The 26,012-nt window shown below is 34.3% G+C and carries 25 protein-coding genes and 2 tRNA genes; 14 read left to right on the top strand and 13 right to left on the bottom strand.

The genetic code is table 11. The features are described from left to right. The first annotated feature begins 12 nt into the window (after positions 1–12). The 7 genes from murC to yfbR all read left to right on the top strand — a co-directional run bounded on the left by murC (position 13) and on the right by yfbR (position 7,376). On the top strand, positions 13–1,467 hold the full coding sequence (gene murC, locus Q0K76_RS08280) for a UDP-N-acetylmuramate--L-alanine ligase (RefSeq protein WP_363322443.1): 1,455 nt from the start codon (positions 13–15) through the stop codon (positions 1,465–1,467). After that, on the top strand, positions 1,460–2,368 hold the full coding sequence (locus Q0K76_RS08275; RefSeq protein WP_294614184.1) for a D-alanine--D-alanine ligase: 909 nt from the start codon (positions 1,460–1,462) through the stop codon (positions 2,366–2,368). The genes murC and Q0K76_RS08275 overlap by 8 nt, the downstream gene beginning before the upstream one ends. Positions 2,369–2,381: 13 nt before the next feature. Further along, positions 2,382–3,215 (top strand): FtsQ-type POTRA domain-containing protein, encoded by an 834-nt coding sequence (locus Q0K76_RS08270; RefSeq protein WP_294614181.1) that lies wholly within the window; start codon positions 2,382–2,384, stop codon positions 3,213–3,215. A 20-nt stretch (positions 3,216–3,235) separates the two neighbouring features. Continuing rightward, complete coding sequence (gene ftsA / locus Q0K76_RS08265; protein WP_294614178.1) at positions 3,236–4,489, top strand: cell division protein FtsA; 1,254 nt, start codon at positions 3,236–3,238, stop codon at positions 4,487–4,489. Between the two features lie 81 nt (positions 4,490–4,570). Then, on the top strand, positions 4,571–5,710 hold the full coding sequence (ftsZ, locus tag Q0K76_RS08260; protein ID WP_294614175.1) for a cell division protein FtsZ: 1,140 nt from the start codon (positions 4,571–4,573) through the stop codon (positions 5,708–5,710). Positions 5,711–5,775: 65 nt separating this feature from the next. Further along, positions 5,776–6,690, top strand: coding sequence for a UDP-3-O-acyl-N-acetylglucosamine deacetylase (gene lpxC, locus Q0K76_RS08255; RefSeq protein WP_294614172.1), 915 nt, complete (start codon positions 5,776–5,778; stop codon positions 6,688–6,690). Positions 6,691–6,782: 92 nt separating this feature from the next. Next, the gene (yfbR, locus tag Q0K76_RS08250) at positions 6,783–7,376 is read left to right on the top strand and encodes a 5'-deoxynucleotidase (RefSeq protein WP_294614169.1); all 594 of its coding nucleotides are present in this window, start codon (positions 6,783–6,785) and stop codon (positions 7,374–7,376) included. A 159-nt stretch (positions 7,377–7,535) separates the two neighbouring features. On the opposite strand, the gene modA is transcribed toward yfbR, so the two are convergent. From modA to Q0K76_RS08230, 4 genes are read right to left on the bottom strand one after another with little or no spacing between them, the layout of a single operon-like run. Beyond that, positions 7,536–8,276, bottom strand: coding sequence for a molybdate ABC transporter substrate-binding protein (modA, locus tag Q0K76_RS08245; protein WP_294614166.1), 741 nt, complete (start codon positions 8,274–8,276; stop codon positions 7,536–7,538). A 6-nt stretch (positions 8,277–8,282) separates the two neighbouring features. Next, the gene (locus Q0K76_RS08240; RefSeq protein ID WP_294614164.1) at positions 8,283–9,032 is read right to left on the bottom strand and encodes an ABC transporter ATP-binding protein; all 750 of its coding nucleotides are present in this window, start codon (positions 9,030–9,032) and stop codon (positions 8,283–8,285) included. 1 nt (position 9,033) lies between these two features. Further along, positions 9,034–10,047, bottom strand: coding sequence for an iron ABC transporter permease (locus Q0K76_RS08235; RefSeq protein ID WP_294614161.1), 1,014 nt, complete (start codon positions 10,045–10,047; stop codon positions 9,034–9,036). Between the two features lie 10 nt (positions 10,048–10,057). Next, positions 10,058–11,110, bottom strand: coding sequence for an ABC transporter substrate-binding protein (locus Q0K76_RS08230; RefSeq protein WP_294614158.1), 1,053 nt, complete (start codon positions 11,108–11,110; stop codon positions 10,058–10,060). Positions 11,111–11,336: 226 nt separating this feature from the next. On the opposite strand from Q0K76_RS08230, the gene Q0K76_RS08225 reads away from it, so the two are divergent. Next, positions 11,337–11,996, top strand: a complete 660-nt coding sequence (locus tag Q0K76_RS08225; protein ID WP_294614155.1) for an alpha/beta hydrolase — start codon at positions 11,337–11,339, stop codon at positions 11,994–11,996. Between the two features lie 253 nt (positions 11,997–12,249). On the opposite strand, the gene Q0K76_RS08220 is transcribed toward Q0K76_RS08225, so the two are convergent. Both Q0K76_RS08220 and Q0K76_RS08215 read right to left on the bottom strand, forming a co-directional pair. After that, complete coding sequence (locus Q0K76_RS08220; protein WP_294614152.1) at positions 12,250–12,831, bottom strand: hypothetical protein; 582 nt, start codon at positions 12,829–12,831, stop codon at positions 12,250–12,252. 222 nt (positions 12,832–13,053) lie between these two features. Next, entirely contained in the window at positions 13,054–13,758 is a 705-nt protein-coding gene (locus tag Q0K76_RS08215; RefSeq protein ID WP_294614149.1) for a lipopolysaccharide core heptose(II) kinase RfaY, read from the bottom strand. Positions 13,759–13,950: 192 nt separating this feature from the next. Here Q0K76_RS08215 and Q0K76_RS08210 point away from each other — a divergent pair, with 192 nt between their 5' ends. Then, the gene (locus Q0K76_RS08210; RefSeq protein WP_294614147.1) at positions 13,951–14,250 is read left to right on the top strand and encodes a GIY-YIG nuclease family protein; all 300 of its coding nucleotides are present in this window, start codon (positions 13,951–13,953) and stop codon (positions 14,248–14,250) included. A gap of 86 nt (positions 14,251–14,336) precedes the next feature. Here Q0K76_RS08210 and Q0K76_RS08205 read toward each other — a convergent pair whose 3' ends face one another. From Q0K76_RS08205 to Q0K76_RS08195, 3 genes are all read right to left on the bottom strand, one after another. Then, positions 14,337–15,323, bottom strand: a complete 987-nt coding sequence (locus tag Q0K76_RS08205; RefSeq protein WP_294614144.1) for a serine/threonine protein kinase — start codon at positions 15,321–15,323, stop codon at positions 14,337–14,339. Positions 15,324–15,527: 204 nt separating this feature from the next. Next, positions 15,528–16,139 (bottom strand): ribosome biogenesis GTP-binding protein YihA/YsxC, encoded by a 612-nt coding sequence (yihA, locus tag Q0K76_RS08200; RefSeq protein WP_363322442.1) that lies wholly within the window; start codon positions 16,137–16,139, stop codon positions 15,528–15,530. A 68-nt stretch (positions 16,140–16,207) separates the two neighbouring features. Next, positions 16,208–17,419 (bottom strand): aspartate aminotransferase family protein, encoded by a 1,212-nt coding sequence (locus tag Q0K76_RS08195; RefSeq protein WP_294614141.1) that lies wholly within the window; start codon positions 17,417–17,419, stop codon positions 16,208–16,210. 189 nt (positions 17,420–17,608) lie between these two features. Between Q0K76_RS08195 and Q0K76_RS08190 the strand changes: the two genes are divergently transcribed. The 5 genes from Q0K76_RS08190 to pflA all read left to right on the top strand — a co-directional run bounded on the left by Q0K76_RS08190 (position 17,609) and on the right by pflA (position 23,376). Next, the gene (locus Q0K76_RS08190) at positions 17,609–17,878 is read left to right on the top strand and encodes an oxidative damage protection protein (protein WP_294614137.1); all 270 of its coding nucleotides are present in this window, start codon (positions 17,609–17,611) and stop codon (positions 17,876–17,878) included. Between the two features lie 8 nt (positions 17,879–17,886). After that, entirely contained in the window at positions 17,887–18,951 is a 1,065-nt protein-coding gene (gene mltC, locus Q0K76_RS08185) for a membrane-bound lytic murein transglycosylase MltC (RefSeq protein ID WP_294614134.1), read from the top strand. Between the two features lie 200 nt (positions 18,952–19,151). Beyond that, positions 19,152–20,000: a formate transporter FocA gene (gene focA, locus Q0K76_RS08180; RefSeq protein WP_294614131.1), complete on the top strand. Its 849-nt coding sequence runs from the start codon at positions 19,152–19,154 to the stop codon at positions 19,998–20,000. Positions 20,001–20,069: 69 nt separating this feature from the next. Then, positions 20,070–22,352 carry a formate C-acetyltransferase gene (gene pflB, locus Q0K76_RS08175; protein ID WP_294614128.1) on the top strand — a complete coding sequence of 761 codons (2,283 nt, stop codon included), beginning with the start codon at positions 20,070–20,072 and terminating at the stop codon, positions 22,350–22,352. A 247-nt stretch (positions 22,353–22,599) separates the two neighbouring features. Next, a complete protein-coding gene (pflA, locus tag Q0K76_RS08170) occupies positions 22,600–23,376 on the top strand; it encodes a pyruvate formate lyase 1-activating protein (RefSeq protein WP_294614125.1) in 777 nt (258 codons plus the stop codon). A gap of 54 nt (positions 23,377–23,430) precedes the next feature. Here the strand turns inward: pflA and rarD are convergent, their stop codons facing one another. The 4 genes from rarD to Q0K76_RS08150 form a co-directional block, all read right to left on the bottom strand. Then, positions 23,431–24,327 (bottom strand): EamA family transporter RarD, encoded by an 897-nt coding sequence (rarD, locus tag Q0K76_RS08165; protein WP_294614122.1) that lies wholly within the window; start codon positions 24,325–24,327, stop codon positions 23,431–23,433. A gap of 73 nt (positions 24,328–24,400) precedes the next feature. Continuing rightward, a complete protein-coding gene (gene serS, locus Q0K76_RS08160; RefSeq protein ID WP_294614119.1) occupies positions 24,401–25,693 on the bottom strand; it encodes a serine--tRNA ligase in 1,293 nt (430 codons plus the stop codon). A 146-nt stretch (positions 25,694–25,839) separates the two neighbouring features. After that, positions 25,840–25,916 (bottom strand) — tRNA-Arg (locus Q0K76_RS08155). Positions 25,917–25,935: 19 nt separating this feature from the next. Then, positions 25,936–26,012: transfer RNA gene (locus Q0K76_RS08150), tRNA-Arg, on the bottom strand.

Below are 26,012 nucleotides of genomic sequence, written 5' to 3'. Positions count from 1 at the left end.
AGGAGTTAAATAGTGAATATAAAAAAGTTAGCAGAATTAAGAGCAATTATTCCCGAAATGAAACGGGTTAAACATATCCATTTTGTGGGTATTGGTGGCGCGGGTATGGGTGGAATTGCTGAGGTTCTTGCTAATGAAGGTTATCAAATTAGTGGTTCTGATATCACTGAAAATGCAGTTACCCAGCATTTAGAAACATTAGGCGTAAAAATTGTTATTGGTCACACCGCCGAAAATGTGCTTAATTCAAGTGTAGTTGTTATTTCTTCTGCTATTGCACAAGATAATATTGAAGTTGTGGCCGCCCGTGAAGCTCGAATTCCCGTAATTCAACGAGCGGAAATGTTAGCTGAATTGATGCGCTTTCGTTATGGTATTGCGGTTGCTGGAACTCATGGCAAAACCACTACTACAGCAATGGTAACAGCAATATATGCTGAAGCAAAACTCGACCCAACTTTTGTCAATGGCGGTTTAGTTAAAGCAGCAGGTACTCATGCTCAATTAGGTAGTAGTCGTTACTTTATCGCTGAAGCCGATGAAAGTGATGCATCATTTTTACATTTACAACCAATGGTATCTATCGTTACGAATATTGAACCCGATCATATGGATACCTATCAAGGCAAAGTAGAAAATCTTAAACAAACATTTATCTCTTTTTTACGTAATCTTCCTTTTTATGGTTTAGCGGTTATATGTTATGACGATCCAATTAATAAGGAATTATTACCGGTTGTTGGACGTAAAATAATCACTTATGGTTTTAATCAAGAAGCAGATGTAGTGATAAAAAATTACCGTCAAGAACAAGGTAAAAGTTATTACACGGTTAGTCGCCCAAATCGAAATGATTTACATATAGAATTAAATGCACCAGGAAAACATAATGCTCTAAATTCTGTTGCAGCAATTATTGTGGCAACGGAAGATGGTATAGATGATGAATCAATAATTAATGCGTTGGCTAAATTTGCAGGCACCAATCGACGTTTTGATTTGTTAGGCTTTTACCCTCACCTCAATGGCGGTGATATTATGGTAGTTGATGATTATGGTCATCATCCAAGTGAAGTAAATGCAACAATTCAAGCCGCTCGCAACGGTTGGCCAGATCGTCGTTTAGTCATGATTTTTCAACCGCATAGATATACCCGTACTCGAGATCTGTTTGATGATTTTGCCCAAGTACTTTCCCAAGTTGATGCCTTGGTGATGTTAGATGTCTATTCTGCTGGTGAGCAGCCCATTGCCGGTGCAGATAGTCGCTCATTATGTCGTTCAATTCGAAATCGCGGTAAAGTTGATCCAATTTATGTTTCCGATTTAGAGCTTTTACCCGAAATCATGAACGAAGTTTTACAAGGAAACGATCTTTTGCTAACTCAAGGTGCTGGAAGTGTTGGGCGTATTGCACGTCAGCTTATTAACACTCAATTATTTTTAAAAGAGGTACATAATGATTGATAAAATTGCGATATTGTATGGTGGAACATCTGCTGAACGTGAAGTGTCACTTAAATCAGGTAATGCTGTGCTGGCTGGATTATTAGCTGGTGGGATTGATGCACATCTTATTGACACTAAAAATCATCCAATTACCCATTTAAAAGAAGAAGGGTTTACCAAAGCTTTTGTGATTCTTCACGGACGAGGTGGTGAAGATGGTATTGTTCAAGCAATTTTAACCTACCAAAATATACCTTATACAGGTAGTGATGTACTATCATCTGCACTTACGATGGATAAGTTAAAAACAAAGTTGGTCTGGAAGGCTTCAAACTTACCAGTTGCTGATTATGTTATGGTAGATAAATCTCAATCATTCAATGTACATGCCATTGTTAAACAACTTGGATTGCCATTGTTTGTTAAACCTAGCCATGAAGGTTCAAGTGTTGGTATGACTCGTGTTAATGAAGAGTCAGAATTAACAGCAGCGATTGAACTTGCTTTTAAATATGATAGCAATGTAATGATTGAATCATTTTTAGCGGGCCCAGAATTTACTGTAGCAATTGTAGGTGAAGAAGTACTGCCATCTATTTATATTAAACCCGCAACTAATTTTTATGATTATGATGCGAAATATTTGTCAGATTCAACACAATATTTTTGTCCTAGTGGTTTATCGGATGATAAAGAACAACAGATTCGTAAGTTAGCCCTGGATGCATATAAAGCGGTTGGATGCCGAGGTTGGGGACGGGTAGATATTATGTTTGATGCTAATCAAAATCCATATTTACTTGAAGTAAATACAGCACCAGGTATGACAGATCATAGTTTAGTTCCAATGGCAGCAAAACAAAATGGTTGGTCATTTAGTGAACTTGTGTGTCGAATCTTAAATCTGGCAACTGTCTAATTGGCTCTATTTTATGAAACAAGTTCGGCAAGCGGAACGAAGACGAGATGATAAAGAAAAAAGACGATTAATTATTTTTCGTAGTACAAAACAATTGATTGGTTTTTTATTTTTTATTTTGATTATTTCTGTCAGTGTTTGGGTTGTCACAAGTTTCAAAAATTGGATAGATAATCCTGAACAAATGGTATTGTCACAATTGGTATTAAATGGTGATCATGCTTACACTGGTGAAGATGATATTCGACAAGCAATTTTAGGATTGGGTTTACCTAATACTTATATTGGACAAAATGTTGATGATATTCAACAAGAAATAATGCAATTCCCTTGGATTAAGCAAGCTAGTGTACGTAAGCAGTGGCCTGACAGATTAATTGTATCTATAGAAGAATATAAACCAGCATTTTATTGGAATGATCTGTTTTTACTAGATAATTATGGAAACATTTTTAATGTGCCACTAGACCATTTTGTTGAAAGACAATTACCAAAACTTTATGGCCCTGAGGGCAAAGAAAAAGCAATTGTGAAAATTTATTATAAATTTAATGATCTTTCAAAGAAATTAGCTAGTAGTGGGTTAACATTGCAGATAAAATCAACTGTAACCGATGAACGAAATGCTTGGCAACTAACAATAAAACAATGTATAGCAGGTTTTTGTCCAGAAAATCAGGAAATGAAATTAATATTAGGAAGTGAAAATATTGAGCAAAGATATCAACAATTTATTAAATTGCTGCCTGAAATTCAGGTAAGAATACCAAAAGATGAAAGAATCACTGTCGCTGATTTACGCTATGAAAGCGGTATTTCGGTGATAAAAGAAAAAACGGTGCAATAACGAATGATTGAGGCTGAAGTATGAAAGCAACAGAAAAAAAATTGGTCGTTGGACTAGAAGTAGGCACGTCCAAAGTCCTAGCACTCGTTGGTGAAGTTCTTCCTGATGGTATTGTCAATATTATTGGGGTAGGACATTGCCCATCAAAAGGTGTCGATAAAGGTGGTGTTAATGATCTAGAGTCAGTTGTGAAATCAATCCAACGAGCTATAGATCAAGCTGAATTAATGGCTGATTGCCAGATATCTTCTGTTTATTTAAGTCTTTCCGGTAAACACATCCGTTGTCAAAATGAAATCGGTATGGTTCCAATATCAGAAGAAGAAGTTACAGCTGATGATGTTGAAAATGTTGTTCATACCGCCAAATCAGTTAGAATTCTAGATGAACACCGCATATTACATGTGATAGCACAAGAGTATTCTATTGATTTGCAAGAAGGCATTAAAAATCCAATAGGTCTTTCAGGCGTTCGAATGAAAGCCAAAGTTCATTTAATCACTTGTCATAATGATATGGCAAGAAACATCGTGAAAGCAGTTGAACGTTGTGGATTAAAAGTAGATCAACTTATTTTTTCTGGTTTAGCCTCTAGTTATGCAGTGTTAACCGATGACGAAAAAGAACTCGGTGTTTGTGTGATTGATATGGGTGGCGGTACCATGGATGTCACTGTTTATACCGGCGGTGCTTTACAACATTCAGTTGTAATTCCTTATGCTGGCAATGTGGTCACTAGCGATATCGCTTATGCATTTGGCGCACCACCAATGGATGCTGAAAATATTAAAATACGTTATGGATGTGCAGTAGGATCGTTAATTGGTAAGGATGAAGTGATTGATGTACCAAGCGTTGGTGGTCGACCTTCCCGCTCATTACAAAGACAAACATTAGTAGATGTCATAGAACCGCGTTATTCAGAATTATTATCGTTGGTTCAAAAAGAGTTGATAATACTTCAAGATGAACTTAAAAAACAGAATGTCAAATATCAATTGGCGGCAGGTATTGTATTAACAGGTGGAGCTTCTCAAATAAAAGGTATGGTAGAATGCGCTGAAAAAGTTTTTCAAAATCAAGTTCGTGTAGGTCAACCATTAAATATATCAGGATTAACAGACTATGTACAAAAACCTTATTGTTCAACTACAGTAGGTTTATTACATTATGGAAAACAAAATTTATTAAACGATGATGTTAAAGATAGAAACAAATCATCATTAAAAGCGCTAGCTAAACGAGTGACCAGTTGGTTTAAGAAAGAATTTTAGCTAATATATTACAAGAACTTCATGGACATCGTAGACTGTTATCTGTACAATGTCCTAATATCGTAAATGTGGAGATAAGTTATGTTTGAGCCAATGGTTGCAGATGATGAGCCAGCAGCAGTCATTAAAGTTATTGGTGTCGGCGGTGGTGGTGGTAATGCTGTCGAACATATGATTGCTGAGCATATCGAAGGTGTTGAATTTTTTGCTGCAAATACGGATGCACAAGCATTAAAAAGAATTAAGGTAAGTCAGACTATTCAAATCGGTACTAATGTTACTAAAGGACTTGGTGCGGGAGCTAATCCTGAAGTAGGTAGAAATTCTGCTGAAGAAGACCGAGAAGTAATCCGAAGTGCGATTGAAGGTGCTGATATGGTTTTTATTGCAGCAGGAATGGGGGGCGGGACTGGCACCGGAGCAGCCCCTGTTGTTGCTGAAATTGCCAAAGAATTAGGTATTTTAACAGTTGCAGTTGTAACAAAGCCTTTTGCTTTTGAAGGTAAAAAGCGTATGGCTTTTGCTGAACAAGGAATTGCTGAGTTAGCTAAACATGTTGACTCGCTAATTACTATCCCAAATGATAAATTATTAAAAGTATTAGGTCGTGGGGTTAAATTATTAGATGCCTTTGCTGCAGCTAATGGTGTTTTAAAAGGTGCGGTACAAGGAATTGCAGAACTAATTACTAAACCAGGTCATATTAATGTTGACTTCGCTGACGTAAGAACAGTGATGTCTGAAATGGGCTATGCGATGATGGGATCCGGTCGTGCTAGTGGTGATAATCGAGCCGAAGAAGCTGCTGAAATGGCAATTTCAAGCCCACTACTTGAAGATATTGATTTATCTGGTGCGCGTGGCGTATTAGTTAATGTCACAGCTGGTTTAGATCTTGGTTTAGAAGAGTTTGAAACAGTTGGTAGTACTGTTCGGGCATTTGCTTCTGATAATGCAACAGTTGTTGTTGGAACAACCTTTGATCCAGATATGTCTGATGAAATCCGGGTAACTGTCGTTGCGACCGGTATCGGTATGGATAAACGTCCCGAAGTGAAAATTACCAAACCGATTACACAAAATTCACTATTTGGACAAAATAACTTGATGGAACAGCAAGAAGATAAATTAGCTAAGGCAGTTAATGAACAATCCATATCTTCGCTTGAAGAGCATAAAATTTTAGATATACCTGCATTTATTCGTAAGCAGGCAAATTAATAGTGAACTTATTTGATTTTTTATTGTCAAACATGAATAAAAGCAATTAATAGAGTAGGTGCAAAGTGAAACAAAGAACATTAAAAAAGACAATACAAGCAACAGGTGTTGGTCTGCATACAGGCAAAAAAGTTACTTTGACATTGCGTCCTGCGCCTGAAAATACAGGAGTTATTTATCGTCGTACTGATTTAAATCCATCAGTTGATTTTCCAGTTGATGCAAAATCAGTGCGTGATACTATGCTTTGTACATGTTTGGTTAATCAAGATAACGTTCGTATTTCAACTGTTGAACATATCAATTCTGCATTAGCAGGGCTAGGTATTGATAATATTATTATTGAAGTCAACGCACCTGAAATTCCAATTATGGATGGTAGTGCAAGCCCTTTTGTTTACTTATTACTTGATGCAGGTATTACCGAGCAACAGGCATTAAAAAAATTCTTACGAATTAAAGAAACGGTTCGTGTTGAAGTTGGTGATAAATGGGCTGAAGTTAGGCCATTTAATGGATTTAGATTAGATTTTACCATTGATTTTAATCATCCAGCTATTGATAGTAGTTCGCAACGTTACCAGTTAGATTTTTCATCAGAATCCTTTATTCGTCAGATTAGTCGAGCAAGAACTTTTGGTTTTATGCGTGATATTGAAGCATTACAATCAAAAGGTTTATGTTTAGGCGGGAGCTTAGATTGTGCGATTGTCGTTGACGACTATAAAGTATTGAATGAAGATGGTTTACGTTTTGAAGATGAATTTGTACGCCATAAAATGCTTGATACCATTGGTGATTTATACATGAGTGGTCATAATATGATTGGGGAAGTGGTTTGCTATAAATCAGGTCATGCATTAAATAATCAGTTATTACAAGCATTATTAGCAAAACAAGATGCATGGGAATATGTGACATTTACAGACGAGCAAATTGTTCCTGTTGCCTTAGGTACTCAGCAACTTGTATTAGCATAGCTGTAATTTTATTAATAAATAGAATTTTATTTATAAACGCTTCCATTATTAATGGGAGCGTTTTTATTTTTTGTAATCAAAGAGAATTATATATGAATGAAAGCCATTTTTTTGCTCATTTATCACGTTTAAAGCTCATTAATCGTTGGCCATTAATGCGTAATGTTAGAACAGAGAATGTATCAGAACATAGTCTGCAAGTTGCTTTTGTAGCACATGCGCTTGCGATTATAAAAAACAAACGATTTAATGGTAAAGTTAATCCTGAACGTATTGCGCTCTTAGCAATGTACCATGATGCTTCAGAAGTAATTACAGGTGATTTACCAACGCCCACGAAGTATTACAATCCACAAATAACTGCTGAATATAAAAAGATTGAAAAAATAGCACAAAATAAACTAATTAATATGTTACCAAAAGAGTTACAAGAGGATTTTAGATCTTTGATAGATGACAATTTTTATGAAGAAACAGAAAAAAATATTATAAAACAGGCTGACGCGTTATGTGCTTATCTTAAAACGATTGAAGAACTCAGTGCAGGTAATAATGAGTTTAGATTAGCTGAGCAACGTCTAAAAAAGACCTTATCGGATCGCAACAGTCCCGAAATGGATTACTTTTTAGATGTATTTGTGCCTAGCTTTAGTTTATCACTAGATGAGATCACAATGGATAAATAATGTTTAAATTTTAATGTTCTTAATTAATTACAGTATATGTGGGCATATTACAAATAAAAAAATTTTTTAAACCAAAAAAGTATATATGCAAACAAAACAAAATGAATAAATATATAATAATTATATATGGAAAATAAGGTGATAGAGTTTCTATCATATTTATGCTTTTTTTATATAACCATTTCTTTGTAAACACTTTTGTCCCTGACTGCTAAGTAGAAAATCGATAAACAATTTAGCTTGCGGATGTGAATGATTAAGTAATGCGATGCTATAGTTAATTGCTGGGTTAAAGTCGATTGGCAGTTCAATAATTGCTAATTGCGAATTTTGCAAAATTTTCGATGCATAATTTGCATAACCAATATAAACATCGACGGTATTATTTAATAATAAGTATTCTGCTGGAAGCATTCCTGTTGGTGTCGAAGTAGTTAATGAACCACCTACTAATTGTTTAGCTCGTTTTTTTAATTGTTCCCCCATACCTTGATAATGGCTATCAATCTTATCAAATAATGCAAATGCGTAATCGCCAGATGGATCTTTTTTAGGCGTAGAGATTCCAATTCGGGTATTAGGATCTAATAATAGTGTTAAAGCATCATAAGATGTCCATTGAGGTTGATTACGCACGGTTAAACACAAGCGATTATGCGCAAAAATATACTGTGATATAGCCAGCCCTTTAATCACTAAATTCTGTGGATAAATGGTATTTGCTGAGGCAAATAAGTGAGCAAATGGATGAGCTGTTTCTTGTATAATCTTTTCACACAACAATCCAGCTGGGGCAAATTGCATATCAATTTCAGTTGGATGAATTTGGGTAAATAGTTTTGCTAAATCTGCAAAAGCCAGGCGTAAACTGCCTGCGGCATAGATATTAAGTTTATTCATTATAAATTATTTCTCATAGTCATAAATAGGAATAATGGTATGTATATTGGTCAACGTTATTTTTTTCATAGTAATACGGTATAGTTGACTTAAATTACTTTCAGTTAATAAACAATCGGTTAATCCATATTGATAACTCTTGTTATCGAGTAATAAAACTTTATTAGCAATGGTCATTGCATGAGCAGGATCGTGGGTAGTAAAAATAATTGTTAAATCACGTTGTTTAACTAATGAAGTTAAAATATGTAATACTTTTTTTTGATTAAAAAGATCTAAAGCGCTAGTCGGTTCATCTAACAAAAGTATTTTGTTTTTCGTTAATAATGCCCGAGCAATTAAAACAAGTTGTTTTTGTCCGCCAGAAAGTTGAGAAAAAGGGTGAGAATAATAATTCTCTAATCCTAAATGATTTAAACTTTCTTTCACTAACTGTAATATTTTTTTACTGGGTTTGCCAAATAGTCCCCACTGTTTTACACTTCCCATAACAACAATTTCCCATACAGCATAGTCAATAGTGCATAAAAAATTTTGTGGTACATAACAACATGGGTAACTACATTCAAATTGACCTGATAACGGTTGATTAATACCCATTAAAGTATTTAAAAAAGTCGTTTTTCCTTGACCATTAGTACCTAAAATTGCCACGATGTCATTTTTATTTACCATAATATTAATTGGTGAGGTCAAAGGATTATCAACTTGATAACCGCAGACTAAGTCATGAGTGTTTAACATGGTTAATGACATATTAAGCTCTCGATAAAATTTGTTGGCGTAAGAGTATCACAAAACAAGGAGCGCCAATTAAAGCCGTAATAATGCCAAGAGGTATTTCAGCTGTGCTTATTAAACGCGCCATATCATCAATTACTATCATAAATCCACCTCCTAACCAAAATGCAATTGGCAGTAAACGTTGATGATTGCCACCAACTAATAATCGGGCTGCGTGAGGAATAATTAAGCCTATCCAACCGATACAACCGCTTACTGCCACTTGAACTGAGATAATTAAGGTACATAATATCAATATTAGCCAACGAGAAAATAATACTGGGATTCCTAAACCTTTTACTTCGTTATCACCTAAAGATAATATATTTATTCGCCAACTTAACCGAATTAATAAATAGCTAGCAATAATAGTTGGGATTGACAATATGATTAATTTATCCCAATTTGCAGTAGCAAAACTACCGAGTAACCAAAAGACAATACTCGGTAGTTTTTCTTCAGTGTCGGCTAAATATTGCATCAAACTAACTAATGCACTAAAAAAACCGCTTAATACAAGTCCTATTAATACCAGCATTAATATATTGCTTTGTTTTAGACTTTTAATGAGAATAAAGATCAACAATAAAGTTGAGGTGCCAAATAAAAAGGCTAAAACGATCAATCCAAAAGTAGAGTAGTTTAATAAAATGGCCAATGTACCACCAAAAGCGGCACTTGAAGTTACACCAATGACATGTGGATCAACCAAAGGATTATAAAATAATCCTTGCAGTACTGCTCCGCATAATGCCAATCCAGCGCCAGCAAAAAAAGCTAACAATATTCTTGGTATTCGAACTTGCCAGATAATTTGCTGTTGAAATGTTAACAATTGATCTTGGTTAACATAAAAAGGGAAACTAAGCAGGTTAAAAATCTGGTTAACAGATATCAAATAATGTCCTAAAAACAATGAAAATAGGGCTAATCCTAATGTGATAACAATCAGCCCAATAAGAATACGTTGATGTGGTAATAATGTCATATCAAATCTATTATAATCCTTGATAATGAGTTCGATAAAAACGTAAATAGTAATCATCAGCTTGCTTTTGCATATCAATATCAGCAAATAATTCGGGATATAATTTTTTTGCCATCCATAATTCACCAATAGCTAATGCTTCTGGCATTGGATAACCCCAAGCTTTGGCATATTCGGGCATTAAGTAAATATGTTTTTGTTTTACCGCATCAATATTTTGCCATAAGTTGTCAGTTAAAATACTTTCAACTACTTGTGGATATCTATTTTGCACAAAAATAACTTGTGGATTCCATTGCATAACATTTTCAATGGTAACTTGTTTAAAACCTTGAATTGTTTTAGCGGCAACATTAATAGCGCCAGCGTGCTCCATCATTAGACCAGTATATTTACCTGAACCATAAGTAGTTAAATCAGGATTGGCCATATACACACGGATGCGTTTTTCTGGAGCGATATTTTTTAAGCGATCTGTAACAATTTGTCGATTTATAAAAGTATAATCAATTAACGTTTCAGCTTCATTTTGGGCGTTTAAAACTTCACCAATTAATAAAATACCTTCTTTTAAACCTTCATTATAGGTGGTTTCTTCATCCACCATGGTTGGATTAATTTTGTTGGCTTCTGTTGCTAAATCTTTTCGTAAAGAAATGGCAATGACTGGTATGTTAAACTTTTCAATTTGCTCAATGATTTCCTTTGGTGCATAGTTAGCGACAAATACCACTTGTGGATTAAGTGCTACTAAACTTTCAATATTTACTGAAGTTAAATCTCCAGGAGTTGGCATTGTAGCTAAATTAGGGGCTAACTTAACATAATCTTTTCCTAATAGCTTTTGCCATGATGAGAGTACACCAACGATAGCATCTTGACGGTTAAGTTGCACAATTAGATTTAATGTTTGATGTTGCAGCACCACTACCCTTTCGACTTTATCTGGGATCTCGATGGTACGATTAAGTTGATCAGTTATTTGTTTCGCTTCGCAAGTAAATGTTAAACAAAGTACTAAAAATAATCCTAGCTGTTGTAAATAATGTTTATATTTTTTCATCGTTCATCCTTACTAAAACATATCATGCATTAATTAATTTATAATTATGTTCGTTATATAAATACAAATATAACGGGTTTTTGAACTGACCACAAATAATATTTAGTGAGAAAGAGAAATAATAATATAGCGTTGTAAAGCTATATCATATTGAAATATTGATAGTAAAAAATAGCAATAAAGCTATACTATTTTCCAGTAATAACTTATTGTTACTGAGGGAAATATGATTAGTGTTAATGGAGTGAATCTTTACTATCAAAAAACAGGAGATGGCGAAGCTATGATTTTATTGCATGGCAATGGAGAAGATCATCAGATTTTTTCACCATTAATTGCTAAATTACGATCGGATTTTACGGTTTATGCAGTTGATAGCCGTAATCATGGTCGCAGTGATAAAACGACTGTTTACGATTATAACGTTATGGCTGATGATATCGAGGCCTTAATTAAAGAGCTGCATCTTAACGCAGTTAATCTGATTGGTTTTAGTGACGGTGCTATTATTGCATTATTGTTAGCGTTACGTGACCAGGCAGTGATAAAAAAAATGGCATTATTAGGTGTAAATTTAAAACCATCAGATTTTACCCAAGAAAGTTATAAATATGTACAACAACATTATGCTAAAACAGGTGATCCTTTGCTTAAAATGATGCTAGAACAACCTAATATAGAGATAAACTCATTAAATAAAATTACTATACCAACTTTAATTATAGCTGCTGAAAACGATATTTATCATCCTGCTTTATTTAGTCAAATTGCCGATAATCTACCCGACTCACAATTGAAAATAATACCTAATCATGATCATGGTAGCTACATCATTAATAATGATATGCTATATCCAGATCTGGTAGCATTTTTTCGGAAAAGTTAAATTAAATATGCATTGATATAACTTTATGTCATTTATTTTTTGAACACGAAGTTATTATTAAAATTAAGACCGATATTTCGAAATATCAGTTAGACAGTTTATTTTTTTGAAAAATGTTATGGTTAATTTATTCCATTTTTGTTCAATCTTAACTAGCTATTAAATAGTAATAGCTAGGTTGTCGATAAATATACGCAAACGTATAGTAGACCTGAAACATCTTTACAATATATCTATGTTATTTAATCTTAGCTTATTGTAATAAACATGCTTGAATTTTATCGACTTCTTTGTTTAACGCCTCAATAACCAAGTTTGGATGTGCACTTTGGAGTGTTTTTACACTCTCAAACCCGTCATTAACTACAGAGCCTGTGTATTGTTGTGCTTGTTTGATATTACTGAATAAATAATGAATATTATTTTTATCACGAGTTGCTGTTAAGGTATAACTAACAAAATATTTGGAATAGTAATGATAGTCTGTTATTGCATTAGCTACTATGCTGTTACCTTCTATCAGCTTAATTGATTCACCGCTATTAACTGTTATTGCTTGTTGATTAGGTATATTATTAGAAAACCACCAATGGGAACCAAAATGGTTTTCACTTGTCAGTACAACAGGAGTATTATCAAGCTCTTGCGCAATACAAAGTGATAATGAAGAGTGAATAGTAGTAATTACACGAGAAGTACGATATTTATTTAAGATATCAACATCTGATGAATTTTTGGTTATTTCAATACCTTCCATCTGATAAATTGACGCCATTTTTTGAGATGCACAGCTAGTTAGCATTAATGCAACAAAAAGTGCGATTAACTTCCTCATGTTATATCCTTTTTCCGGCTGATTTAGTTAATTCTATCTATTTATTAACGTATTTGCTAGCAATCGATCAAGGTGAACTAATAATTTAAGTTATATGAACAGTTGCTTTACTTGTTTAGCAATGATTGATGTTTTAAAAAATATGCTAATGATTTATAGAGTTTATATTATAAAATTTATTAATGTGAGGAAAGCTTTCCTCACAGCTAATCGCTACTAAATTTAGACCTCTTTACCACGTAGTTTACGCGATATACGTTTAAAACCATGGGCAAATTCTTTAAAAGCCATAGCTAAAAAAGGGACTTTAATTTTTATATCAAAGCGATCCCTTAATTCGATTGCATCATTGGCCTTGGTAAGCCAGATAAATCCAGAGTTAGTCAAATCAATTGCTTTGATTTTCCCATCTGGTGTTAAAATAAAATTGCCACCATGGATATCATTCGAAACTAAATTGTAACTATGTAGTTTTTCGATACAGTCTTTTATTTGATCACCATAATCTTTCATTTCTTCCCATTGCAATGAACGACCTTCAATAAAATTGAATATCATATAGTGGCGTTTAGTTTTTTGATCGAAAGCAACTAAATAAAGTTCGTAGGCAACATCACATTTATCAAGTGACATTTTGGCGAGTTTATGAATCAAATTAAAATAAAAATCACCTGTAATTTTGGCAATAAGTCGTCGTTCTAAACGGTGCTCAACTCCACCATCGATTTTAAAAATAAACTTGGTTTGATTATGGTTGATTAAGTAAGTATATCTTTCAATTCTATCACTAGGATCGAGTAGTTCATGATGCCCTTCTTCTGCTAAAAATTGATCAAAAAGAGCTAAATAATTTATTTCATCATTTTCAACATAAGCAAATTTAATATCACCACGTTGCATTTCAATAATTTTTGCAAAATTATTCAAATTAATAACCTCAAAATACTCCAAAAAATTGATCTATCTTAAACATTATCTCTTGCAAAGTAAACGGAACAGCACTATTTAGACTAACAAGTGAGGTAGATATTTACTAATCATTATCAATCTAAAAACTAATTTGATATACCAGCATTAAATATAAAAATGTTATTATATTTTCATTTTGTATGTCTTATTATGTCAGTTAAAACATCAATATGGTTTCTATACATTATTAGAACTGCAAAGCAAACGCTTTATACTGGCATTACAACGAATGTGGCTAGGCGTTTACATCAACATCAACATCAACATAATAAAGGTGCTAAATACTTAAAAGGGCATAAAGATCTCACTGTGGTTTATCAAATTATGATTGGTGACCTTTCAACCGCTCTTAAACTTGAATATAAAATCAAGCGACTGACCAAACAGCAAAAAGAAAGACTAATCGAACAAAGCCCAACATTACCTATTTTATTGAAATTACTAGATTAATTTAATATATCACTTATCTATTATTGTTTTATTGAAAGTTATAAAATAATCCTTGCTAGCAAGTATTCACTAATATCAAATGTATGTCACATTCTTGAAATTAATTGTATTGGTGGCGATTTAATTGCCTGAATTTGTTGTTTAAATATTACTAGCTGTTGATACCAAAAATCCAGATCAGTTATCCAAGGGAATGCGATAGGGAAGGCTGGGTCTTGCCAACGTTGAATGATCCATGCTAGATGATGAATCATTCTCATTGCTCTTAATGGTTCAATAAGCTTGAGCTGGTTAATATCAAACTCATAAAATTCTTGATACAGTTCAATTAACATATCTAATTGTAAGCGTTGTTCTTGTTTTTCACCATATAAAAGCATCCATACATCCTGAATTGCCGGACCATTTCGAGCATCGTCAAAATCGACAATCATTGCACCATCTCGCCATAAAATATTCCCAGCATGGCAATCACCATGTAAACGAATTGCCTGCCAGTCATTATGCCAATGCTGTTGTACAATTTTAATCAATTGGTTTAATGTTGTTTTAAGCTCTGATTGCACTTGTTTAGGAATAACAGAACTAGTCAATAAAATTTCTTGAGGCTGATAAAGATATTCATCAAGCCCTATAGTTGGACGATAGGCAAATGGTTGCTGAGCACCAATTTGATGAATACGGCCAAGTAACATTGCCACCGATTCCATTTGCTCAATGTTATCTGTTTCAAATTGTCTACCGCCAACACTTGGGAAAAGTGCAAACAGATAATTTTGATATTCATGTAAGGTGGTATTATTGAAGGTTAATGGCGCAATAACAGGGATTTCGTTATCTAACAGTTGTTTTGTAAACTGGTGTTCTTCAAGAATTTGTTCGCGATGCCAGCGATGTGGGCGATAATATTTAGCAACATAGCGTTGCCGATCTTCATCACAAAATTGATAGACACGATTTTCATAACTATTTAAAGCCGTTAAACCTGAGTCAATGCGTATGCCAATTGATGCTAAACTGGCAACAATAAGATCGGGTGATAAAGTATGAAATGCAAATGCTGAACTATGCATGAGATGTTTACCTCAATGGTTTTATTTGTATTTAGATTAAATTAAAATACAGTAAAAACGAACAAATGATGATAATATTCAATATCGTCGTTCGATTTTGCCAGTTTATTGCTTCATATCAAATTATCATAGCAATATCGTTTACTGTCCGATTGTGAATAACAATTTACATTATAAAACGACATTTAGTAAATATATAACAAATTATAGGAGATTAAACCATTCATTTAACTTATGTTTTAAAGGTTCAAGTCCAATTCGTTTTGGTGAAGAAAAAGGCGCAACGGTAATATCACCTTGAAAAGGTAAAATTGCTTCTTTTACCATATTAACTTGTTTTTTTTGTGCTCCCGAAGCTAGTTTATCTGCTTTAGTCAAAAGTAACATCACAGGAATGTTAACAGAAACCGCCCATTCAATCATCTGCTGATCTAAATCTTTTAATGGATGTCTAATATCCATTAATACAATTAATCCTTTAAGACTTTCACGTTTTTGTAAATATTCACCTAATGATTTTTGCCATTTACGTTTGATAGCTTCAGGGACTTGTGCATAGCCATAACCAGGTAAATCCACCAAACGACAGTTTTCTTCGATTTCAAAAAGATTAATCAATTGAGTGCGACCAGGTGTTTTACTGGTTCTGGCTAAACTTTTTTGATTAGTTAAGGTATTAAGCGCGCTGGATTTGCCGGCATTAGAACGCCCTGCAAAAGCGACTTCAACACCATTATCAATTGGCAGATGAGAAATATCAGGCGCACTTAAAATAAAATGGGTTTTGGCGTAATTTAATGGACGAATATCAGTCATAAATAAGTATCCTTTAAGTACAGTCATGGCACTTAATCAATTAAAATGCTGTTACTGTATAGAAAAACTCAAGAATTGACAACTGTTTCGACCGCTTTTGCAAAGCGTCTCATGCCTTGTGTTATTTCGTCTTCTGATATAATCAATGAAGGTGTAAAACGTAGCACATTTGGTCCGGCATTTAAAATCATCACGTTAAACTCTGTCGCCATATTTAAAAAATCGCGGGCTTTATTATAAAATTGTGGTTGTAACTCAACCCCAAGTAATAACCCCTTACCTCGATATTCACGAAAAACTTTAAATTTATCATTGATATTTTCAAGTTGTTCAATAAATATTGCCCGACGTTTTAGTACCCCTTCAAGTACTTCAGGGGTATTGATGATATCAAAAGCAGCACATCCTACCGCACAAGCAAGTGGGTTTCCGCCATATGTAGTACCATGAACACCTGGATGCATAACCGATGCAATCTCTTCAGTCGTTAACATTGCACTAATTGGGAAACCACCACCAAGAGCCTTGGCTGAAGTTAATATATCTGGTATTACATTATATTGTTGATAAGTAAATAAACTGCCTGTACGGCCCATACCACATTGTACTTCATCAAAAATAAGTAGCGCATTATATTCATCACAAAGTGTTCGTACTCCTTGTAAAAATTCTGGTGTCGCTGAAGCTAATCCACCTTCACCTTGCACTGGCTCTAGCACAACTGCACAAGTATGATCATCCATAACTGCTTTAACCGCATTAAGATCATTAAATGGTACATGAATAATGTCAGCAGGTTTAGGTCCGAAACCATCAGAATATTTAGCTTGCCCACCTACTGACACGGTAAAAAAAGTACGGCCATGAAATGACTGATAAAAAGCAATAATTTTGGTTTTATAAGGATTATATTTTTCAATGGTATAATGTCTGGCAAGTTTAAATGCGGCTTCGTTAGCCTCAGCTCCTGAGTTAGCAAAAAAGACGCGATCGGCAAAAGTGTTATCAATTAATTTTTGAGCAAGTTGTAACGCTGGTTCATTAGTAAACACATTACTTACATGCCATAACTTTTCGCTCTGTTCATGTAGTGTTTGAACTAATTTAGGATGGCAATGACCAAGGGCATTTACTGCAATTCCACCAGCAAAATCAATATATTCATCACCATTTTGGTCCCAAACACGGCTACCTTTACCTTTAACGGGAATAAAATTAGCTGGTGCATAAATAGGTAAAATAACTTTATCGTACAGTTCACGTGTTATCTGAGATTTCATTTAATCATCCTTAGTTAAATTATTTAGTTGTTATAATATGCTAATTATTTACCAAGTAAAGTAAATAATTATGCAGTTATTATGAATTTATATGCATTGTTAAATATTCATTAATTTTCTTCTTTTCATAAATTGTTTTCATGTATAATCAATTTTTAATCGTTAATTGAATTTAAAATAAGGATAAACATGAGTCGTGTTATTTACTGCCATTTTTTAAAAAAAGAAGCTGATGGTCTCGACTTTCAGCTTTACCCTGGTGAACTTGGCAAACGTATTTTTGATGAGATTTCAAAACTTGCTTGGCAAGAGTGGCTAAAAAAACAAACTATGTTAATTAACGAAAATAAACTTAATATGATGAACCCAGAGCATCGAAAAAAAATTGAAACTGAAATGGTCAAATTTTTATTTGAAGGTGGTGATGTTGTTATCGATGGATATAAACCTGAAAATTGAGACATAAAATGAAAAATAATATAAAAATCATTATATTAATTTTTTTTGTTAGCATTTTAACCAGTTGTTTTAGTAAAAAATCAAATAATGATGACTATTATGTTAAAGATACTAATGCATTTAACATTTTGATCAGTCAGTATGCAAATAATATCGAACAAATTTGGGGGCCAAAAGAAGTACTTATTGCCGGACCGAAAGATTATGTTCAATATGAAGATAATTTGCAAACGCGAGTTCATATCAACTTTGTCTCTGGTATAATTACGATAGAAACCCTGTCAAATATGCCAGAAAATATTTTAAAAGAGGCTATTGTTGCAACATTATTGATGCCAGAGCCAGTTGATATTATTCGTCATGATAAAACTAGTCAAAATTTAACAAAAGAACCTTTTTTATATAATCAAGTACTTGATCAAGAAAGGCAACCTATACGTTGGAGTGGTAGAGCCAACAGCTTTGCTGATTATGTGCTTGCTAATAGCTTAAGAACGCGGACATCTGGCCCTCATCAAATTACTTATGTTGAAATTAAACTTGTTCCTAACCATATCAACCAACGAGCTCGAAAATTTTTACCCCTCGTCACCGAAGCCTCAAATCGTTATCTCATTGATGAACGATTAATTTTAGCCATTATGGAAGTCGAATCAGCATTTAACCCTTATGCAGTTAGCCGTAGTGATGCACTAGGTTTAATGCAAGTACAACAGCACACCGCTGGTCGCGACATTTTTAAATTACGAGGTAAATCTGGTGAGCCTAGTAGAAAATTCTTGCTTGATCCACGTAACAATGTTGATATGGGTACGGCTTACTTATCGTTGCTAAAAACTAAATATTTAGCAGGTATTGATAATCCAATTTCATTACGCTACGCTATGATCACTTCCTATAATGGTGGTGCAGGAAGTGTACTACGTACATTTTCAAATGATCGTAATAAAGCTATTAATATCATTAATTCAATGACACCACAGCAAGTATATCGAAAATTAGTTACCTCACATGTATCACAAGAATCGCGTAACTATCTTATAAAAGTCAGTAATATATTAGATAACAGGTAACACTAGGAATAAATGTTAGGTAGCTTAAATTATTAACTTAATCAAATGGATCTGATAGTTATTTAAGCAGTTAAGTTACCTACCTTAAAATTAATGGATTTTAAGTTTTAAAAGTTTTTATTAAAAAAAAGGTGATCTACTTCAAATTTTGAGTATACTATTTGTCTCATAAAACCCTAGTTTTTTTGAGGACGTTAGTTTTGAGTACTGATAAGATTGTGGATTCATTTTCCCCCGCACAAATGACCCAAATAGCCGAAGACGTTGGCAATTACAAATTAAGTAAACATCCTTGTAGTACAATCCTTTCAGCCATCATTGCTGGTGTTTTTATTTCTATTGCTTTTGTCTTTTATATTACAGTTACAACTGGAACTGCAACAGTTGCTTTTGGTTTAGCGAAATTGGTTGGTGGTATTTGCTTTTCTTTAGGATTAATGTTGGTGGTTTGCTGTGGTTCTGATTTATTCACGTCAACTGTGTTAACTATTTTGCCTCGGATGACGCATAAAGTAAGTTGGATGCGAATGATCCGCAATTGGATTTTAGTCTATGTTGGTAACTTTGTAGGTGCAATATTGTTTGTAATGGTTATCTGGTTTTCTGGTCAATACATGGTTGCCAATGGATTATGGGGATTAAATGTATTACAAACCGCCGATCATAAATTACATCATACTTTTATTGAAGCTGTTTGCCTTGGTATCCTTGCCAACTTAATGGTCTGTTTAGCCGCATGGATGAGTTATGCTGGACGGAGCTTATTAGATAAGATGTTAATCATGGTTTTACCGGTAGCAATGTTTGTTGCAAGTGGTTTTGAACATAGTATTGCTAATATGTTTATGATTCCAATGGGTATTGTGATTAATAATTTTGCTTCTCCCGAATTTTGGCTTTCAGTTGGTATATCTCCGGATCAATTTAAAGCGCTGACTATTGAGCATTTTATATTTAATAATTTAATTCCTGTAACTATAGGTAATATTTTAGGTGGTCTAGCTGTAGCACTGCCTTATTGGGCTTTATATTTACGTAAGCCCCATTGATTGTATAATATTTGCCCTTATTTATTGCAAAGGGCAAATATATGTTTTTGAAAACCTGAGGTAAAAACTATGAGTAATTTAAATGAAGTACAAGCAGTTGCTTGGAAGGGCTTTAAGGAAGGTGATTGGCAAAATAATGTCAATGTTCGCGATTTTATCCAGAAAAATTATACTCCTTATGAAGGTGATGAGTCTTTCTTAGCTGGAGCAACTGAGGCTACAACTAAATTATGGGAAAAAGTCATGGAAGGCATAAAAATCGAAAATGCTACCCATGCGCCCGTAGATTTTGATACCAGTGTTATATCTACTATTACCGCTCATGATGCCGGTTATATTGAAAAAAATCTAGAAAAAATTGTTGGTTTACAAACCGAAAAACCATTAAAACGTGCAATTATTCCGTTTGGTGGTATCAAAATGATCGAGAATTCTTGTAAAGCATATAATAGAACGCTCGATCCATTAGTTAAAAAAATCTTTACTGAATATCGTAAAACTCATAACCAAGGTGTTTTTGATATTTATACTCCAGACATTCTTCGTTGCCGTAAATCAGGCGTTATTACAGGTCTTCCTGATGCTTATGGTCGTGGTCGTATTATTGGTGATTACCGTCGTGTAGCGCTTTATGGTATTGACTATTTAATGCAAGATAAATTTGCTCAATTTAATTCATTACAAGCAGATTTTGAAAATGGTGTTGATTTAGCCATGACAATGCAACGTCGTGAAGAAATTGCCGAACAACATCGTGCACTTGGTCAAATAAAAGAAATGGCTGCTAAATATGGTTTTGATATTTCTAAACCTGCAACAACTGCACAAGAAGCTGTGCAATGGACTTATTTTGGTTATTTAGCTGCAGTTAAATCACAAAATGGCGCTGCAATGTCATTAGGTCGTACTTCGACTTTCTTTGATATTTACTTCCAACGTGATCTTGCTGCAGGTTTAATCACTGAAAAAGATGCACAAGAAATTGTTGACCATTTTGTAATGAAATTACGTATGGTTCGTTTCCTACGTACGCCTGAATATGATGAATTGTTCTCAGGCGATCCAATTTGGGCAACCGAATCTATTGCAGGTATGGGTGTTGATGGTCGTACTTTAGTGACTAAAACATCTTTCCGTTTCTTAAATACTTTATATACCATGGGACCATCACCAGAACCAAATATGACTATTCTTTGGTCTGAACAATTACCTAGTGGTTTTAAAGAGTTTGCATCTAAAGTATCAATTGATACTTCATCTTTACAGTATGAAAATGATGACTTAATGCGTCCTGACTTTAACAACGATGACTACGCGATTGCTTGTTGTGTAAGCCCGATGATCGTTGGTAAACAAATGCAATTTTTTGGTGCACGTGCTAACCTTGCTAAAACTCTTCTATACGCAATCAATGGCGGTGTGGATGAAAAATTAAAAATGCAGGTAGGTCCTAAAGAGGAGCCAATCACTGATGAATATTTAGACTTTGATACTGTATTTGCTCGCTTAGATCATTTCATGGATTGGTTAGCAAAACAATATGTTACTGCTTTAAATGCGATTCACTATATGCATGATAAATACAGCTATGAAGCTTCATTAATGGCGCTACATGACCGAGATATTATTCGTACCATGGCATGTGGTATTGCTGGTCTTTCTGTTGCTGCTGACTCATTATCTGCTATCAAATATGCGAAAGTGAAAACTGTTCGTGATGAAGATGGTTTAGCTATTGATTTTGCAATTGAAGGTGAATATCCTCAATTTGGTAACAATGATCCACGTGTTGATGATATTGCTGTTGATTTAGTTGAACGTTTTATGAAGAAAATTCAAAAACTTAAAACTTATCGTAATGCAATTCCTACTCAATCAGTATTAACTATTACTTCTAATGTTGTATATGGTAAGAAAACAGGTAATACACCTGATGGACGTCGTGCTGGTGCACCATTTGGACCAGGTGCTAACCCAATGCATGGACGTGACCAAAAAGGTGCAGTGGCTTCATTAACTTCTGTTGCAAAACTTCCATTTGCTTATGCTAAAGATGGTATTTCTTATACTTTCTCTATCGTACCAAATGCGTTAGGTAAAGATGATAGTGTACGTAAACGTAATCTTGCTGGTTTAATGGATGGTTATTTCCACCATGAAGCCACAGTAGAAGGTGGTCAACACTTAAATGTGAATGTATTGAATCGTGAAACATTGTTAGATGCAATGGAGCATCCTGAAAAATATCCACAATTAACTATTCGTGTTTCTGGTTATGCTGTACGTTTTAACTCTTTAACTAAAGAGCAACAAAACGATGTTATCACACGTACTTTTACACAGTCAATGTAATATTTGTCATTGTTGTTAATCAATACACGCAGATAGCGTCCATATTGGACGCTATTTTTTTTAATGTAGTTATCGAAATCAATGTTAGTTTTGATTTAAATATTATTCGTGGCAATAATCCTATTAACGCTATATGTAATTTAATAAAATTATAGCAAATATCCAATTAATACAATTGGTGTAAGCTAAACATCATCTGAGTTAAAATAAACCATAAAAGTAATGTGAGTATTATTAGAGAATGTTTATGGAACAAAATATTATTATGACAACTAAGCAACCAATTAAGGGTCGAATTCACTCATTTGAATCCTTTGGTACGGTTGATGGGCCTGGAATTCGTTTTATAGTTTTTTTTCAAGGTTGTTTAATGCGTTGCTTATATTGCCATAATCGCGATACTTGGGATTTGAAAGCAGGTAAAGAAGTGACGGTTGATGAGCTTATGCAAGAAATTGTTTCTTACAAAAGTTTTATTATGCCTAATGGAGGCGGGGTAACCGCATCAGGTGGTGAAGCAACTTTGCAGGCTGAATTTGTAACAGAATGGTTTAAAGCATGCCATCAAGAGGGTATCCATACTTGTTTAGACACTAATGGTTATGCTAGACAGCTGGATCATACTATTGAAGAGTTAATGAATGTTACTGATCTTGTTATGTTGGATTTAAAACAAATTAACGATGAAATTCATCGTAAATTAGTTGGTGTGCCTAATAAACGTGTGCTTGAATTTGCAAAATATCTACAAAAAATTAATAAAAGGACTTGGATTCGTTACGTAGTGGTACCTGGTTGGTCAGATGATGATAATTCGGCGCATTTACTTGGTCAATTTATTCAAGGTATGAATAATATCGAGCGAGTAGAATTATTGCCATACCATAAGTTAGGTGCCTACAAATGGGAAACACTAGGGGATAAATATATGTTGGAAGGTGTTGAAGCACCACCAAGAGAAACGTTAGACAAAATACAATCTATTTTAGAAAGCTATGGTCACTCAGTAACATTTAGTAAATAAACTATGGGATATTTACGCTAATAAGCACTAAAGATAGTGCTTTTTTATGAATCATTATCGTATGCGTTTGCGTTTTAACGCACGCAAAACAAAGATACCACCCTCTAAGGCAAGCACGCACACAGCAAGCCAAATAAGTCCATAAGAAGCTATATGTTTGGAAGATACTGATTCATGTAAAAATAATACCGAAACAATGGTTAGCAATACTGGTTCAACATATCCTAGCAGGCCAAATAATCCCATTGGTAGTAATCGCCTTGCTACAAAATACATTGCAAAAGCAATTGCTGTAATGATTCCTAGCATGGGGAGATAAATATGAAAGTGACAGATATCATTGATTGCTTTATCTAGACTATAATTAATCGAAAAAAAAGCAAGACAGCCTAAAAAAATAAAAAAGAAATCAGAAAATGTTCCTGCTATACCTTCTATTTGTAATTTTCTTCTGGTCATAAAATAAATTGGATAACCCAAAGCAATAACTGCAGTCTCCCATGAAAATGCACCGGTACTATAGATTTCAATGGTTACACCTAGTGCGGCAAGCCCTACAGCTATTTTTTGCAAAAAGCTTAATTTTTCTTTATAGAATAACTGTCCGAAAATCACCATGGATAATGGTAGTAAAAAATAACCGAGCGACGCTGATAAGCCATGACCATTTAGCGGTGCCCAAATAAAAATCATCATTTGGATGGTAAGCAGCAGCGATGAAAATAACAGACCTAGTAAAAATAATGGTTGATGTTTAATTCGGTAAAATAACATATAAATAGCAGACCATTGTTTTTCAATACTAATTAATACCAGTATTGCGGGGAACGAGGTTAATAATCGCCAACAAAAAATATCTACCACCGATAACGGTTGTAATAAAACAGGGTAGTAATAAAGCAAACCAAAAAGACATGATGCTAATATTGAAAGTATCACTCCTTTTATCATTCATTTTCCCCTTTGTTTTATAAAAAAATAGCGCTAATTATTAGCGCTATCAATATGAGTAATATAACTTATTTTATCCAATAAACTCAATACCATTCATATAAGGTACTAAAACTGAAGGTACTTTAATTCTTCCATCTGCTTGTTGATAGTTTTCCATAATCGCAACTAAAGTTCGTCCTACTGCCAAACCTGAGCCATTTAGGGTATGGACTAAATAAGTTTTATTATCTGCCTTACTGCGATATCTTGCTTGCATACGTCGCGCCTGAAAATCCCACATATTTGAACAAGAAGAAATTTCACGGTAAGTATTTTGCGCTGGTACCCATACTTCCAGATCGTACGTTTTACATGACCCAAAACCCATATCACCGGTGCATAACACTATTTTACGATAAGGTAGTTCAAGTAATTGTAATACTTTCTCAGCATGAGCAGTTAGCTCTTCTAAAGCCTTCATTGATTCTTCTGGCTTGACAATTTGCACAAGTTCGACTTTATCAAATTGATGCATACGAATTAAACCACGAGTGTCTTTACCGTAAGATCCTGCCTCAGAGCGAAAACATGGGGTATGCGCTGTCATTTTTAACGGCAATACATTTTCGTCAAGAATTTCATCTCGCACTAAATTAGTCACTGGTACTTCCGCAGTTGGAATCAATGAATAGTTGCTAGTCTCAGCTTCTTCGACTAATGGTTTAGTGTGAAATAAATCACCTGCGAATTTAGGTAATTGACCGGTCCCAAATAAAGTTGCATTGTTAACTAAATAAGGCACATAGATTTCGGCATAACCATGTTGTTCGGTGTGAAGATCTAACATGAATTGGGTTATAGCGCGATGTAAGCGAGCGATTTGAGATTTCATTACTACAAATCTTGCTCCCGTTAATTTTACACCGGCAGCAAAATCTAGCCCCCCAAATCGTTCACCTAATGCCACATGATCTTGCACTGGGAAATCAAAAGTTCTTGGTGTACCAAACCGAGATATTTCGACATTATTTTTTTCATCTTTACCATCAGGTACAGAATCATCAGGAATATTAGGTATATTGGCAACGATGTCTTTAATTTTATTGAGTAAGGTATCAAGCTCAATTTTCGCATTATTAAGTTTTTCACCAAGTTTGTTGACTTCTTCACGAACAGCCGTAATATCTTCTCCTCGTGATTTTGCTTCACCAATAGCTTTAGAGCGAGCATTACGTTCTGCTTGTAAATTTTCGGTCTCAACTTGTAATATTTTGCGTTTTTCTTCCAGTTGTCGAATAGTATCAACATCTAATTTGAATCCACGACGAGCTAATTTGTTAGCAACAAGATCCAGTTCATTTCGAAGTAAATTAGGGTCCAACATAAAAAAGTCCATTAATTAGGGGTTATCTATCTACATTATTTATTTAATGAATATAACTAGTAAATCATATGAAAAAAGTAGATTGATAATCAATTCAAAATTTAGTGTGATTAGTATACTCGAATTATATCGGGATTCAACCGAAATGGCGCACCCGAAGGGATTCGAACCCCTGACCGCTCGGTTCGAAGCCGAGTGCTCTATCCAGCTGAGCTACGGATGCGTGTAAGTTCGTAAAAAAATGGTGCATCCGAAGGGATTCGAACCCCTGACCGCCCGGTTCGTAGCCGGGTACTCTATCCAGCTGAGCTACGGATGC

Origin of the sequence: uncultured Gilliamella sp., from assembly GCA_945271295.1 — a bacterium.
Taxonomy (GTDB): domain Bacteria; phylum Pseudomonadota; class Gammaproteobacteria; order Enterobacterales; family Orbaceae; genus Gilliamella.
The sequence above is the reverse complement of the archived record's forward strand: the minus strand, read 5'-3'. Positions and strand labels throughout refer to the sequence as shown.